The organism is Vogesella alkaliphila (assembly GCF_014652475.1).
Classification (GTDB): Bacteria; Pseudomonadota; Gammaproteobacteria; order Burkholderiales; family Chromobacteriaceae; genus Vogesella; species Vogesella alkaliphila.
The window spans coordinates 307,668-321,738 of the sequence record NZ_BMYW01000003.1 but is presented as its reverse complement, the minus strand read 5'-3'; the positions used below and the strand labels follow the sequence as shown (position 1 = coordinate 321,738).

The following is a 14,071-nucleotide window of genomic DNA, read 5'->3' as shown; positions in this document are numbered from 1 at the left end:
GTATTTGCTTCATCATGAGCGGGGCAATCGCGCAATTAAATTCCATTGTCATCAACAATCATGCCATCGGGTCCATGGCGTGCCGCGCCGACCCAACGATAACGAGACTGGATGGATGGCCAAGAACCTACTGACCGCCGGCCTGCTGTGGCTGTGCCTGCTGGCGAGCGTGCACGCCGCCCCCGCGCTGGTGCTGGGCGTGGTGCCCTATATGTCGGCCCGCAAGCTGGCCACGCTGTACGAGCCGCTGCGCGCCGAGCTGGAACGCAGCCTGCAGCAGCCGGTGACGCTGGAAAGCGCCGCCGACTACGCTTTTTTCCTCGAACGCACGCGCCAGGGGCGCTACGACATCATCGCCACCTCGCCCTACTTCGGCCGCCTAGCGCAGCTGGAACAGGACTACCGGCCGCTGGCGCGACCGCTGACCGACCTGGAGCCGCTGCTGGTCACCCGCCGTGACGGCATTCGCGAGCTGGCGCAGCTGCGCGGCCAGACGGTGTCGACCAGCGACCGCCTCGCCAACCTGACCCTGGCGGCACAGCGCTACCTGAGCCGGGCCGGCTTCGTCCCCGGCAACAATATCGTCATCCGGCCGACCGGCAGCCACGCCAACTCGCTGGCGGCGCTGCTGAGCGGCGAGTCGGCGGCCGCCATCATCTCGGTCAGCGCGCTGCACCAGTTCGGCGGCGACATCGGCGGCAAGATCCGCATCCTGGCCCGGCTGCCGCACACCACGCCGCAGCTGTACCTCGGCCACAAGCGCCTCGGCGATGCGCGGCTGGCGCGGCTGCAGCAACAGCTGCTGACCTTCGCCAACGACACGCCGCAGGGACGCGCGTTCAGCCGCGACCTGAACCACGGCGGCCTGCGTCCGGTCGGCGAGCCGGACATGCGCGCGCTGGACCCATACGTCCGCGACCTGAAAGGGCTGCTGCGATAATGCGCCTGCCGCTGCGTCCCCGTTCGCTGAAATGGGCCATCATCCCGGTGCTGCTGCTGATCCAGCTGCTGGTCTTTGCCGGCATCGCCTGGCAAAGCGCCCGCGTGCTGCAGGACATGGCGGTGGAACAGGCGCAGCTGCGCAGCCGCAGCCTGCACAGCGAGCTGCAGGCTGCACTGATCGCGCCGCTGCTGGAACGCGACTTCATCACGCTGCAGGAGATCGCCGGCGAGCTGAGCCACGGCGGCGACATCGCCTACCTGATCATCCGCGACTCCAGCGGCAAGGAGCTGGCCCGCGCCGGCCTCGCCGACGGCGTGCAGCCGCAGGCGGACCGTTCGCTGCAGGACAGCGCCGACGACATCCTCGACCTGCGCTTCAACATCAGCCAGGGCCAGATCCAGGCCGGCCTGCGGCAGAGCGAGACCAGCCGCCTGCTGGCCGGCCTCGCGCAGCGCACCGGGCCGCTGATCGTCGCCGGCATCATCCTCGCCACCGGCTGGATGATCTGGGTCACGCTGTGGCTGAGCCGGCGCCTGCAATACCTGGCGCAGGCCGCCGAGGCACTGGGGCAGGGCCAGCTGCTGACGCGGGCGCCGGAGAGCCGCCATGACGAGATCGGCCGCCTCGGCGTCGCCTTCAACCGCATGGCGGCGGCGGTGCAGTCCGCCGACGAGCACTGGGCGAAGAGCCAGCGCTTCGCCGACATGCTGCTGATGGCGATCCCGATCCCGGTGTTCTACAAGGACGCGCAGGGGCGCTTCCTCGGCTGCAACGCCGCCTTCACCCGCGTCACCGGCTACACCCGCATCGAGATCCGCGGCAAGACCCCGGCCGAGCTGTGGCCGGCCGACATCGCCACCGTGCACTGCCTGCACGACAGCGCGCTGCTGGCCGGTCAGCCCCACCTCGACTACCAGGCCAGCATCGTCACCCAGCGCCAGCAGCGGCGCGAGGTGATCCTGTCCAAGGACGTGTTCTACGACGACTACGGCGAGATCGCCGGCATCATCGGCGCCTGGAACGACATCACCGAGCAGACCCGCGCCGAAGAACGGCTGCGGCTGCTGGCCGGCGTGTTCAAGCACTCCCACGACGGCATCATCATTGCCGACGCCCGCGGCCGGCTGCTGGACGTCAACCGCGCCTGCTGCAGCATCACCGGCTACGAGCGCGACGAGCTGATCGGCCATACCCCGCGCAAGCTGCAGTCGGCACGCCACGACTCGGTGTTCTACCTCGCCATGCGCGACAAGCTGCAGAGCAGCGGCCACTGGCAGGGCGAGATCTGGAACCGGCGCAAGGACGGCGAGGTGGCGCCGCTGCTGCTGTCGGTGTCGGTGATCCACGACCAGTCCGGCAATGTGCGCCACTACATCGCCGTGTTCGCCGACATCACGGTGATGAAGGCACAGGAAAACCGGCTGGCGCAGATGGCGCACCACGACCCGCTCACCCACCTGCCCAACCGCGTGCTGCTAGCCGACCGCATGAGGGAGGCCATCGCCCAGGCGCAGCACAGCGGCCACTGGCTGGCGATCTGTTTCATGGACCTGGACGGCTTCAAGGCGGTCAACGACCGCTACGGCCACGAGGTCGGCGACCGCCTGCTGGTGCAGGTCGCCGAGCGGCTGCAGCACACGCTGCAGGGCGGCGACACCCTGGCGCGGCTGGGCGGCGACGAATTCGTGCTGCTGCTGTCCGGCCTGCCCGACCTGCAGACCTGCCGTCACAGCCTGCAGCGGGTGCTGGACACCGTCGCCCACCCGGTGCAGCTGGGCGACATCCGCATCGAGATCTCGGCCAGCATCGGCGTCACCCTGTATCCGCAGGACGAGCAGGACCCGGACACCCTGCTGCGCCACGCCGACCAGGCGATGTACCAGGCCAAGGACAAGGGCCGCAACGGCTACCAGATCTTCGACGCCGAGCACGACCGCCAGAGCCGCTTCCGCCAGGAAGGGCTGGGACGGCTGGCGCAGGCGCTGCAGCACGGCGAGCTGTGCCTGTACTACCAGCCCAAGGTCAATATGCGCGACGGCAGCGTGGTCGGCGCCGAGGCGCTGATGCGCTGGCAGCACCCGGAACAGGGCCTGCTGACCCCGGCCCACTTCCTGGCCGACGCCGAAGGCAGCGCGCTGGATATCGCGCTCGGCGAATGGGTGATCCGCAGCGCGCTGGCGCAGATGCAGGCCTGGCAGGCGCAGGGCATGACGCTGCCGGTCAGCGTCAACATCTCCGCCCACCACCTGCAGCAGGACAACTTCGCCGAGCGGCTGGCGGCGCTGCTGGCGGAATACCCGGCGCTGCCGGCCGGGATGCTGGAGATCGAGGTGCTGGAAAGCACCGCGCTGCAGGACATCACCCGCGTCGGCGCGCTGATGGCCACCTGCCGCGAGCTGGGGGTGGAGTTCTCGCTCGACGACTTCGGCACCGGCTACTCCTCGCTGCTGTACCTGAAGCGCCTGCCGGCCGGCAAGCTGAAGATCGACCAGTCCTTCATCCGCGACATGCACGAGGACGGCGACGACCTCGCCATCGTGCAGGGCATCATCGGGCTGTCGGAGGCGTTCAACCGCTCGGTGGTGGCCGAGGGCGTGGAGAGCATCGAGCATGGCAGCCTGCTCTTGCACATCGGCTGCGACCACGCGCAGGGCTTCGGCATCGCGCGGCCGATGCCGGCGGACGCGCTGCCGGGCTGGGCGCAGCAGTGGCAGGGCGCCGCCGCCTGGCAGCTGGCCAGCAAGCGGCGCTGGACCGGCGACGACACCCGGTTGTTCAACCTGGAGCTGGCGCACCGCCAGGCCAGCAACCGCCTGATCGACTGCCTGCGGCAAGGCGCGCGCGAGCTGCCGCCGCAGGAGCACGGCAACAGCTACCGCGACTTCGACAACTGGTACCACGGTGCCGGCAGCGCCTACTTCGGCCAGCACCCGCTGTACCGCCGCATCGGCCAGCTGCACCAGCAGCTGTACACCCTCAACGAGCGGGTGCTGACCTGGCACCAGTTCGAGCTGCAGGACGCCGACGAGCACACCGTGAGCCAGCTGCAGCGGCTGCGCGACGAGTTGCAGCAGCAGGTGCGCCTGCTGCTGGATGCGCCGGCGACCGCGGCGGCCGCGGCGGCCGCGGCCAAGAGTGCCGCCGAGGTGATGATCTGAGCAGTAGCGTCGGCACAGCCACGCCAGCGCCATCGGCCCAGGGTTGGCCGCAACGCCGTCAGCGCAGCGGCAGCGCCTTCATCAGCTCAGCCTCGCTCACCAGCCCGGCGATGCGCGCCAGCGGCCGGCCCTGTTCGTCTAGCACCACGGTGAACGGCAGCCCGCCGCTGCGGTTGCCCAGCGCGCGCATCAGCGCGATGCCCTCGCCGTCGCTCAGCAGCACCGGATAGCTGACCGGCAGCTGCTTCAGGTAGGCCGCCACCTCGCCCGGCTGGTCCAGAGCGATGCCGACGAAGCGCACCTGGCGTGCGGCCAACCTTGGCGCCAGCGCTGACAAGAGCGGCATCTCCTTGCGGCACGGCGCGCACCAGGTGGCCCAGAAGTTCACCACCGTGGTCCTGCCCTGGTAGCGGGCGAACGCGGCCGGCTTGCCGTTCAGCCCGGTCAGCACCGCGCCGTCCAGCAGGCCGCCGGCCACGGCGCACAGCGGCGCCAGCAACAGGCCGCCCAGCAGCAGGCGGCGCGAAATCATGCGTGTTACAGACATTCAGTTTATTCCGTAGTAATGCGCCAGATGGCGTTAGATCGCTGCCAGTACGCCACAGTTCAGCGCGGCGCGGTCGCGGCTTCATGGTAGAATGGTCGATTCCTCATCAGTTTACGCGCGAGCCATGTCCATTCTCGTCTGCGGGGCGCTTGCCTACGACACGCTGTTCCATTTCGAAGACCGCTTCGACAACCATATTCTGCCCGATCAGCTGCACAAGATCTCGACCACCTTCAAGGTGCCGACCATGCGCCGCGAGTTCGGCGGCCCGGCCGGCAACATCGCCTACAGCCTGTGCCTGCTCGGCGAGACGCCGCTGGTGATGGGCGCGGTGGGCGAAGACTTCGAGCCCTACCGCCAGCACCTGAAGCGCGCCGGCGTCGACGACCGCTTCATCCGCACCATCCGCGGCCAGTACACCTCGCAGTGCTTCGGCATCGCCGACAGGGACGGCAACCAGCTGATGGCCTTCCACCCCGGCGCGATGGACCACGCCACCGTCAACCACATCGCCGACGTGCCACAGCGCATCGAGGTGGCGATTGTCTCGCCCGGCGGCCACGCCGCCTTCCTGCAGCACACCCGCGAGCTGCACGAGGCCGGCATCCCGTTCGTCTTCGACCCCGGCCAGGAGCTGCCGCTGTTGTCGCGCGAGGAACTGAACGAGATCGTGGAGCTGGCGACCTACGTCGCCATCAACGACTACGAGAGCGAGCTGATGCGCGAACGCGCCGGGCTGCCGGTGGAGGTGCTGGCCGGCAAGGTCGAGGCGCTGATCGTCACCCGCGGCTCCAAGGGCGCCGAGATCTACGCCGACGACACCATCCACCTGATCCCGCGGGTGCAGATGCCGATCAAGCCCATCGACCCGATGGGCTGCGGCGACGCCTTCCGCGCCGGCCTGCTGTACGGCATCCGCCAGGGGCTGGACTGGAAAACCACCGGCCGCCTCGCCAACGTCATCGGTGCGATCAAGGTCACCAGCCACGGCCCGCAGAACCACTTTTTCGACTGGGAAAAACTGCGCGCGCTGTACCAGCAGGCCTATAACGAACCGTGGCCGCTGTAAGCCGCCCGCGCTGAATCCGATCCAGCGGCGCGATGGCAGGCCGGCAAGCGCCGCAGACGACGGCGCTGGCCGGCCTGTTTGCATTCTGACTTGAATAAGCCCCGTCGCGACCCCACCATCCTAGAGTTAAACTGACTCATTCGATTGACGGGCAAGAGAGGGATTCATGACTGTACCGCACCTGACCACGGCACTCACCGGACCATTGCTGGAACTGGAGAGCCGCATCCTGGCGGCACAGCCGCACATCGAGCACTGGTTCCGCAAGCAGTGGAACAACCACGCCGCCCCGTTCTACGGCTCGGTGGACCTGCGCAACAGCGGTTTCAAGCTGGCGCCGGTGGACATGAACCTCTTCCCCGGCGGCTTCAACAACCTGAATCCGGACTTCCTGCCGCTGGCGGTGCAGGCGGCGCAGAGCGCGGTGGAGCGCGCCTGTCCCGAGGCCAAGAGCATCCTGCTGATCCCGGAAAACCACACCCGCAATACCTACTACCTGCAGAACGTGGCGGCGCTGGTGCATATCTTCCAGCAGGCCGGCCTGAAGGTGCGCCTGGGCTCGCTGAACCCGGAAATCACCGAGCCGACGCAGCTGACTGCCGCGGGTGGCGACATCATCACCGTCGAGCCGCTGGAGCGGCGCGGCAACCGCGTGGTGCTGGCCGACGGCTTCAGCCCCTGCATCGTGCTGCTCAACAACGACCTGTCCGCCGGCCTGCCCGACATCCTGAAGAACATCGAGCAGAACCTGCTGCCGCCGCTGCACGCCGGCTGGGCGGTGCGGCGCAAGACCAATCACTTTGCCGCCTACGACAGGGTGGTCGCCGACTTCGCGCAGATGCTGTCGATCGACCCGTGGCTGATCAATCCCTACTTCTTCGCCGCCAAGGGCCTCGACTTCCAGTCGCGCCAGGGCGAGGACCAGCTTGCCGCGCTGGTGGACCAGATGCTGGACAAGATCCGCGTCAAGTACCGCGAATACGGCATCAGCCACGAGCCCTACGTGATCGTGAAGGCCGACGCCGGCACCTACGGCATGGGCATCATGAGCGTGAAGAGCGGCGATGAGGTGCGCGGCCTCAACCGCAAGGCGCGCAACAAGATGGCGGTGGTGAAGGAAGGCCTGGAAGTGTCCGAGGTCATCGTGCAGGAAGGCGTGTACACCTTCGAGTGCGTCAACGACGGCGTCGCCGAGCCGGTGGTGTACATGATGGACCGCTACGTGATCGGCGGCTTCTACCGCGTGCACACCGGGCGCGGCGTCGACGAGAACCTCAACGCCCCGGGCATGCAGTTCGTGCCGCTGTCGTTCGAAGAGCACTGCCTGCCCGACCACAAGGCGGCGCCGAACGACGCCCCCAACCGCTTCTACGCCTACGGCGTGATCGCGCGCCTGGCGATGCTGGCCGCCGCGCTGGAGCTGGAAGATACCGACCCTGACGCCGAGTGAGGCCCGTATGAAAATCCTGTTCATTGCCGACCCGCTGGCCGGCTTCAAGATCAAGAAAGACAGCACCTTCGCGATGATGGAAGCGGCGGCGGCACGCCAGCACGCGATCTACTTCTGCGAGGCGCGCGACATCGCCATCGAGGGCGGCCGCATCCAGGCCGACGTCGTCAGCGTCAGCCTCACCGGCAAGGACGGCAAGGACTGGTTCCGCGCCAGCGACGGCCAGCGCCTGCCGCTGAACGCGTTCAGCGCGGTGGTGATGCGCAAGGACCCGCCGTTCGACCTCGAGTACCTGTACGCCACCCAGCTGCTGACGCTGGCCGAGGCCGAGGGCGCGCGCGTGTTCAACAAGGGCCAGGCGCTGCGCGACTTCAACGAGAAGCTGGCCATCCTCAACTTCGCCGAGTTCACCGCGCCGACGCTGGTCACCTCGCAGCCGTCGCGGCTGCTGGCCTTCGTGCGCCAGCACCACGACGCCATCCTCAAGCCGCTGGACGGCATGGGCGGCAGCAGCATCTTCCGCGCGCGGCCGGACGACCCGAACCTGAACGTGATCATCGAGACCCTGTCCGAACAGGGCAAGCGCACCATCATGGCGCAGCGCTACATCCCGGAAATCCGCGACGGCGACAAGCGCATCCTGGTGATCGACGGCGTGCCGGTCGACTACTGCCTGGCGCGCATCCCGCAGGGCGGCGACAACCGCGGCAACCTCGCCGCCGGCGGCCGCGGCGAAGTGCGGCCGCTGAGCACGCGCGACCGCGAGATCGCCGAGGGGCTGGCGCCGGAGCTGAAACGGCGCGGCATCCTGCTGGCCGGGCTGGACGTGATCGGCAACTACCTGACCGAGGTCAACGTCACCAGCCCGACATGTTTCCGTGAAATCATGAACCACAGCGACATCGACGTCGCCGGCCTGTTCATCGATGCGCTGGAGCGCGCGGTGACGGAACGGCGCTGATGCAGCCAACCTTTCCCGGTACAAGGGCGGCGCTGGCCGCCCTTGTCGTGTCTGCTCTCGCCGCCTGCGGCGAAGCGCCGCCGCCGTGGCAGCAGGAAAGCTACGTGTTCGGCACCCGCGTCGAGCTGAAGCTCAACGCCGCCACGCCGGTGCAGGCGCAGCAGGCCGCCGCCGCGGTGCTGGCCGAGCTGGACCGCCTGCACCGGCTGCTGCACCCGTGGCAGCCGGACAGCGACGCCGGCCGCCTGAACCGCGCGCTCGCCGCCGGCCAGCCCTACCGGCCGTCGCCGGAGCTACTGGCGCTGCTGCGCAGCGGCCAGGCGCTGGAGGCGCGCAGCGACGGACTGTTCTCGCCGGCGATCGGCCGGCTGGTGGCGCTGTGGGGCTTTCACCAGGACACGCCGGCGAGCACCGCCGTGGACATGACGGCGCTGCAGGCGCTGGTGGCGAATCGGCCGCGGCTGCGCGACCTCACCATCGGCGCCGACGGCGAGGTACGCAGCGACAAGACTACGGTGCAGGTCGACGTCGGCGGCATGGCCAAGGGCTGGGCGCTGGATCGCGCGCGGCGGCAATTGCAGGCCGCCGGCATCCGTTCAGCCTTGCTTAATATTGGCGGCAATATCATGGCGCTGGGGCAGAAGGCCGACGGCACGCCGTGGCAGGTCGGCATCCGCCACCCGCGCCGCAACGAGGCGATGGCGACGCTGCCGCTGCACGACGGCGAGGCGATCGGCACCTCCGGCGACTACCAGCGCTACGTGCTGCGCGACGGTCGCCGCCACTGCCACCTGATCGACCCGCGCGACGGCAACAGCGACTGCCACTTGCAGTCGGCGACGGTGCTGATCGCGCCGGCAAGCGACGCCGGGCTGCGCTCCGACGTCGCCAGCAAACCGCTGTATCTGGACGGACCAGGCTTGGCCGCACGCCATGCGCGCGCGCTGGGCGTGGCCGGCTGGCTGCTGATCGACGGACAGGGCCGCGCGTGGCTGAACCCCGCGCTGGCCACACGGCTGAACTGGCGCGTGGCGCCGGACAGCATTACCGAAACAGGAAACGGATGACACCGCATCAAGAAAGCCCGTTCAAGGGCAAGACCGGCGTACGCCGCCTGCTGAACGCCTTCGGCTACTCGCTGGACGGCCTGTGCGCCGCCTTCCGCCACGAGGACGCCTTCCGCCAGCTGTCGCTGCTGGCGCTGCTGCTGGTGCCGCTGGCGCTGTTCGTGGTCGACGCCACACCGCTGGCACGCGCGCTGCTGGTAGCCAGCTCCATCGCCACGCTGATCATCGAGCTGCTCAATTCCGCGATCGAGGCGGCGGTGGACCACACCTCGCTGGAACGCCACCCGCTGGCCAAGCGCGCCAAGGACATGGGCAGCGCGGCGCAGCTGCTCGGCCTCGTCAACCTGCTGCTGGTCTGGGGCTTGGTACTATTTGGCTGAGAACCTGCGCACGATCTGCTGCGCTTTGTGAAACGTCTCGGTGAGTACGGCTTCGGCATGCTGGTTTACATCCAGCTAAACGCCGCTTCCTCAGCCATTTTCGCCTTGTCTCGCATGAGCTCGCGAGATCATGAACACGCTCCTAGCGGCAGACGCGGTTGAGCCAGGCCAGCAGGTCGGCCTCGAACTCGGCGCGGTTGGTCTCGTGGTGCATCTCGTGGCGGCCGCCCGGATACACCGTCACCGTCACGTCGCGCAGCCCGGCCTTGCGGTAGCGCCGCGCCAGCTGGCCCAGGCCGAACCGGCCGAGGCTGACCGGATCGCGGCTGCCGGCCTGCAGCCACACCGGACAATCGTGCAGGCCGCGCGCGGCGGCCTCGCCCTGCTCCAGCGCGATGATGCCGCCGAACAGGTCTATCCACAGTTGCGGCGTCGGAAACTGGCCGCACAGCGGATCGGCGATATAGGCGTCCACCTGCGCCGCATCGCGCGACAGCCAGTCCAGCGTGGTGCGCGTCGGCATGAAGCCGAGATTGAAGCTGCCGAACACCAGCGCCGTCATCAGCCGGCTGGGGCTGGCGGCGCCGCCCAGCCTTGCGGCCAACCTGGCCACGCCGCGCATCAGCCGCGCCAGCAGGCGCTGGCGATAGCCGGTGGCGGACAGCACCATGCCGGACAGGCGCTGGCCGTAGCGCAGGAAAAAGGCGCGCGCCACGAAGCTGCCCATGCTGTGGCCGTACAGCACCAGCGGCGTCTGCGGATGCGCCGCCGCGGCGTGATCGACCACCTCGCGCAGGTCGTCGACCACCAGCGACCAGCCGTCGCGCGCGGCGAACCAGCCCGGCAGCGGCGCCTCGCGGCCGTGGCCGCGGTGGTTGTGGGCGTAGACCCAGTAACCGGCGGCGGCCAGGCGCCCGGCCAGCACGTCGTAGCGCTCGGCGTGCTCGCTCATGCCGTGCGCGATCACCAGCACGCCGCGCGGCGCCTGCTGCGTCGGCCACGACACACCGTGGATCACGTGGCCATCGCTGGCCGTCAGCTGGAAAGGCTTCATCGCACCCCCTGCAAGGCAGGATCAGAACTTGTCGGCACGCAGCACGCCGACATCGGACACGTAGAGGATCAGGCCGTAGTGCGGCAGGTAGGCCTGCTGGCAGTGCGCGGCGATCGCCTCCGCCACCGCCGCATCGCACACCACGTCGACGCGGATATTGCCCTCGAACGACCAGCCGCCGCCCTGCACGCCGTGGCTGCCGCCACCGCGGGCATCGCTGACGGTATAGCCGTGGGCACCGAGCTGCTGCAGCACCTTCACCAGCGGCGCTTCCAGCACCGCCTCGGTCACGATGGTCAACAGTTTCTTGGCATGAAAGGTCATGACGCGCTCCTCAGGCATACAGCCATTGTGTCAGCATCCAGTACAAAGGGATACCGAGCAGCAGGTTGAACGGGAAGGTCACCCCCAGGCTGGCCGCCAGCGACAGCGCCGGATTGGCCTCCGGCACCGCGATACGCATCGCGGCCGGGGCGGCGATATAGGACGACGAGGCGCACAGGGTCGCCAGCAGCAAGGCACCGCCCGCCGACAGCCCCATCGCGTAGGCGCTGCCAAGGCCGATGCAGGCAAAACCAAGCGGCACCAGCAGCCCGAACAGCACCACGAAGCTGCCCTGGCGGCGCAGGCCGCCGAGCTTGGCCGCCGTCAGCAGCCCCATCTCCAGCAGGAACAGCGACAGCACCGGCTTGAACAGGTCGACGTACAGCGGCGACAGGCTGCCTATGCCCGCCGGCCCGGCCAGCCAGCCTATCACCAGCCCGCCCAGCAGCAGCACCATGCTCTTGCCGAGGAAGACCTCGTGCGCCAGCTGCCCCCAGCGCAGCTGCTGCCGCTCGCCCAGCCGCGCCAGCAGCACGCCGACCACCAGCGCCGGCATCTCCATCACCGCCAGGAACAGCGTCAGCTGCGGCTCGGCCTCGATGCCCTGCCGCGCGAGGAAGCTGGCGGCGACCGCGAAGGTCACCACGCTGACCGAGCCGTAGTGGGCGGCGGTGGCCGCCGCGTCGGCACGGTTCAGCCGCCAGCGCAGGACGGCGAAGGCGAGCAGCGTCAGCAGCGTGCCCAGCAGGATCACCAGCAGCACCTGCAGCAAGACCTGCGGGCTGCCGGTCTTCGCCAGTGCCACGCCGCCCTTCAGGCCGATGGCCAGCAGCAGGAACACCGACAGCGTCTCGTACAGCGCCGGCGGCAGTTTCAGGTCGGAACGGGCCAGGGCTGCGAACAGCCCCAGCAGGAAAAACAGTACTACCGGATCCAATGTCATGGCTCTCCTTTCGCCGGGTCAGGGTGTCCGCCGTCCGGCTGACGGCGGCGTCAGCTGGACAGGGCAGAGAGGGGGAAGTTTCGCGCCGCGGCTCAGGCCTGCAGCGGGGTGTGGTCGTAGTTGCGGTTGATCAGCGAGGTCAGCACGTGATCGCGCCAGGCGCCGTTGAGGAACAGGTAGTCGCGGGCGTGGCCCTCGATCTGGAAGCCCAGCCGCTTCAGGAGCGCGGCGCTGCGCTCGTTCTCCGGCTGGTAGTTGGCCTGCACCCGGTGCAGCTTCAGCGTGCCGAAGGCAAAGGCGATCACCGCCTCCACCGCCTCGCGCATCAGGCCCTGGCCCTGGTGCGCGTGGTCGATGTTGTAGCCCAGGTGGCAGCCCTGGAACACGCCGCGGTTGATATTGGACAGGCTGACGGTGCCGATCACGCGGCCGGCTTCCTTCTCCGGCATCACCAGGAACAGCGCGCCGCGGCTGTCCTTCCAGTCCATCTCGCGCTGGCGCATGCGCATCGCCCAGAACAGCTCGGTGTAGAACATCCCGCCCGGGGTCGGATCCCAGGGTGCGAAGTGCTCGCGGTTGCGCACCTGGTAATCCAGCATGGCACGCGCCCACGCACTCTCCGCCGGCAACAGGTGCAGACGCGCGGTGCTGAGCGATGGCTGGGTGGTTGGCATGTCAGTACTCCGGAAAACGCAAGGAATGGGAACAAGGTTGGCCGCAGGCCGCACGAAAGTGCGTCAGTATGCCACTGCCGGCGCCGCGCCGCATCCGTGGCGCAGGCGGCATGGACAAACGCCCGTACCGGAGGGGTACGGGCGTTAGGCGGCAAGCGATCAGGCTCAGGCCTGGCCGGTCAGGCGCTCCAGCGCTTCGCGGTACTTGGCGGCGGTCTTCTCGCGCACGTCCAGCGGCACGGCCGGGGCCGGCGCCTGCTTGTTCCAGCCGGAGGCTTCCAGCCAGTCGCGCACGAACTGCTTGTCGAAGGACGGCGGGGTGCTGCCCTCGGCGTAGCTGTCGGCCGGCCAGAAGCGGCTGGAGTCCGGCGTCAGCGCCTCGTCCATCAGCACCAGGGTGCCGTCTTCGTCCAGGCCGAACTCGAACTTGGTGTCGCAGATGATGATGCCGCGCTTGGCGGCGAACTCGGCCGCGGTCTTGTACAGCAGGATGGCGGTGTCGCGCACCTTGGCCGCCAGCTCGGCGCCGACGATGGCCTCGCACTGCGCGTAGGTGATGTTCTCGTCGTGATCGCCCACCGCCGCCTTGGTGGACGGGGTGAAGATCGGCTCCGGCAGCTTGCTGGATTCCTTCAACCCGGCCGGCAGCGCGATGCCGCACACGGTGCCGGACTTCTGGTATTCCTTCCAGCCGGAGCCGGCCAGATAGCCGCGCACCACGGCTTCGATCATCACCGGCTTCAGGCGCTTGGCCACCACGCCGCGGCCGGCCACCAGCGGCAGGTCCGCCGCCGACACCACGTCTTCCGGCTTGTCGCCGGTCAGGTGGTTGGGCACCACGTCCTTCAGCGTCTCGAACCAGAAGTTGGAGATCGCGGTCAGGATCTGGCCCTTGCCCGGGATCGGGTCGTCCAGGATCACGTCGAACGCCGACAGGCGGTCGGAGGCGATCATCAGCATGCGCTTGTCGTCGATCTCGTACAGGTCGCGCACCTTGCCGGAGTAGATTTTCTTCAGGCTGGTGAGAGTGGTATTGCTAGCGGTCATGGTAATTCCTTCAATCAAAAAACTGCATGTCCTGATAGGGACGTATCCTGCATGCTGCCAGACGGCTGGCTAGCGAGCCCACGTGTAGCTCCAGTTGGTGGCCATCCGGGTCGAGAAAATAAAACGACTCGCCCTCGCTGCGGTTGTCACGCCAGCTAGGCACACCCGCAGCTTGCAACCGGCTTACCCAGGCAGGAAACTGCGCGGCCTCCACACCAAATGCATAGTGGGTATAACCAGCCTGCGGCTGGCCTTGCCAGTCATCCAGCGACAGGCACAACCACAGTCCCCCCAGCGTCAGGTAGCCACCAGCAGCCCAGCGAGCCTCTGGTTTCGCGCCCAGTACATCGGTATAGAACTGCCAGGCACGCTCCAGATCGCCTACCGCCAGCGTCAGGTGGTTCAAACCTTGCAGCGTCATGCATCGACTCATTGAGAAAGGCGATGCCTTATC

General features: G+C 68.3%; 14 protein-coding genes. 7 read left to right on the top strand and 7 right to left on the bottom strand.

Features of this window, described 5'->3' with window-relative positions:
• The first annotated feature begins 115 nt into the window (after window positions 1-115).
• Both IE100_RS07025 and IE100_RS07020 read left to right on the top strand, forming a co-directional pair.
• Complete coding sequence (locus IE100_RS07025) at window positions 116-940, top strand: phosphate/phosphite/phosphonate ABC transporter substrate-binding protein (protein WP_189373380.1); 825 nt, start codon at window positions 116-118, stop codon at window positions 938-940.
• Window positions 940-4,101, top strand: a complete 3,162-nt coding sequence (locus IE100_RS07020) for a bifunctional diguanylate cyclase/phosphodiesterase (RefSeq protein WP_189373379.1) — start codon at window positions 940-942, stop codon at window positions 4,099-4,101. The genes IE100_RS07025 and IE100_RS07020 overlap by 1 nt, the downstream gene beginning before the upstream one ends.
• A gap of 58 nt (window positions 4,102-4,159) precedes the next feature.
• Here the strand turns inward: IE100_RS07020 and IE100_RS07015 are convergent, their stop codons facing one another.
• Entirely contained in the window at window positions 4,160-4,648 is a 489-nt protein-coding gene (locus tag IE100_RS07015; RefSeq protein ID WP_189373378.1) for a TlpA disulfide reductase family protein, read from the bottom strand.
• Between the two features lie 124 nt (window positions 4,649-4,772).
• On the opposite strand from IE100_RS07015, the gene IE100_RS07010 reads away from it, so the two are divergent.
• The 5 genes from IE100_RS07010 to IE100_RS06990 all read left to right on the top strand — a co-directional run bounded on the left by IE100_RS07010 (window position 4,773) and on the right by IE100_RS06990 (window position 9,575).
• Entirely contained in the window at window positions 4,773-5,717 is a 945-nt protein-coding gene (locus IE100_RS07010; protein ID WP_189373377.1) for a carbohydrate kinase family protein, read from the top strand.
• A 166-nt stretch (window positions 5,718-5,883) separates the two neighbouring features.
• On the top strand, window positions 5,884-7,167 hold the full coding sequence (gene gshA / locus IE100_RS07005; protein WP_189373376.1) for a glutamate--cysteine ligase: 1,284 nt from the start codon (window positions 5,884-5,886) through the stop codon (window positions 7,165-7,167).
• Window positions 7,168-7,174: 7 nt separating this feature from the next.
• On the top strand, window positions 7,175-8,128 hold the full coding sequence (gene gshB / locus IE100_RS07000; protein ID WP_189373375.1) for a glutathione synthase: 954 nt from the start codon (window positions 7,175-7,177) through the stop codon (window positions 8,126-8,128).
• A gap of 47 nt (window positions 8,129-8,175) precedes the next feature.
• The gene (locus IE100_RS06995; RefSeq protein WP_229800267.1) at window positions 8,176-9,195 is read left to right on the top strand and encodes an FAD:protein FMN transferase; all 1,020 of its coding nucleotides are present in this window, start codon (window positions 8,176-8,178) and stop codon (window positions 9,193-9,195) included.
• Window positions 9,192-9,575 carry a diacylglycerol kinase gene (locus IE100_RS06990; RefSeq protein ID WP_189373373.1) on the top strand — a complete coding sequence of 128 codons (384 nt, stop codon included), beginning with the start codon at window positions 9,192-9,194 and terminating at the stop codon, window positions 9,573-9,575. Before IE100_RS06995 ends, IE100_RS06990 begins: the two co-directional genes overlap by 4 nt.
• A 142-nt stretch (window positions 9,576-9,717) precedes the next feature.
• Here the strand turns inward: IE100_RS06990 and IE100_RS06985 are convergent, their stop codons facing one another.
• The 6 genes from IE100_RS06985 to fos form a co-directional block, all read right to left on the bottom strand.
• The gene (locus IE100_RS06985; RefSeq protein ID WP_189373372.1) at window positions 9,718-10,629 is read right to left on the bottom strand and encodes an alpha/beta hydrolase; all 912 of its coding nucleotides are present in this window, start codon (window positions 10,627-10,629) and stop codon (window positions 9,718-9,720) included.
• A gap of 21 nt (window positions 10,630-10,650) precedes the next feature.
• Window positions 10,651-10,953, bottom strand: a complete 303-nt coding sequence (locus IE100_RS06980; RefSeq protein ID WP_189373371.1) for a P-II family nitrogen regulator — start codon at window positions 10,951-10,953, stop codon at window positions 10,651-10,653.
• A gap of 10 nt (window positions 10,954-10,963) precedes the next feature.
• Window positions 10,964-11,896: a sodium-dependent bicarbonate transport family permease gene (locus IE100_RS06975; RefSeq protein ID WP_189373370.1), complete on the bottom strand. Its 933-nt coding sequence runs from the start codon at window positions 11,894-11,896 to the stop codon at window positions 10,964-10,966.
• A gap of 92 nt (window positions 11,897-11,988) precedes the next feature.
• Window positions 11,989-12,570 carry a GNAT family N-acetyltransferase gene (locus IE100_RS06970; protein ID WP_189352803.1) on the bottom strand — a complete coding sequence of 194 codons (582 nt, stop codon included), beginning with the start codon at window positions 12,568-12,570 and terminating at the stop codon, window positions 11,989-11,991.
• A gap of 165 nt (window positions 12,571-12,735) precedes the next feature.
• Window positions 12,736-13,617: a phosphoribosylaminoimidazolesuccinocarboxamide synthase gene (locus IE100_RS06965; protein ID WP_189373369.1), complete on the bottom strand. Its 882-nt coding sequence runs from the start codon at window positions 13,615-13,617 to the stop codon at window positions 12,736-12,738.
• 10 nt (window positions 13,618-13,627) lie between these two features.
• Window positions 13,628-14,038, bottom strand: a complete 411-nt coding sequence (gene fos, locus IE100_RS06960) for a fosfomycin resistance glutathione transferase (protein WP_189373368.1) — start codon at window positions 14,036-14,038, stop codon at window positions 13,628-13,630.
• Window positions 14,039-14,071: the final 33 nt, after the last annotated feature.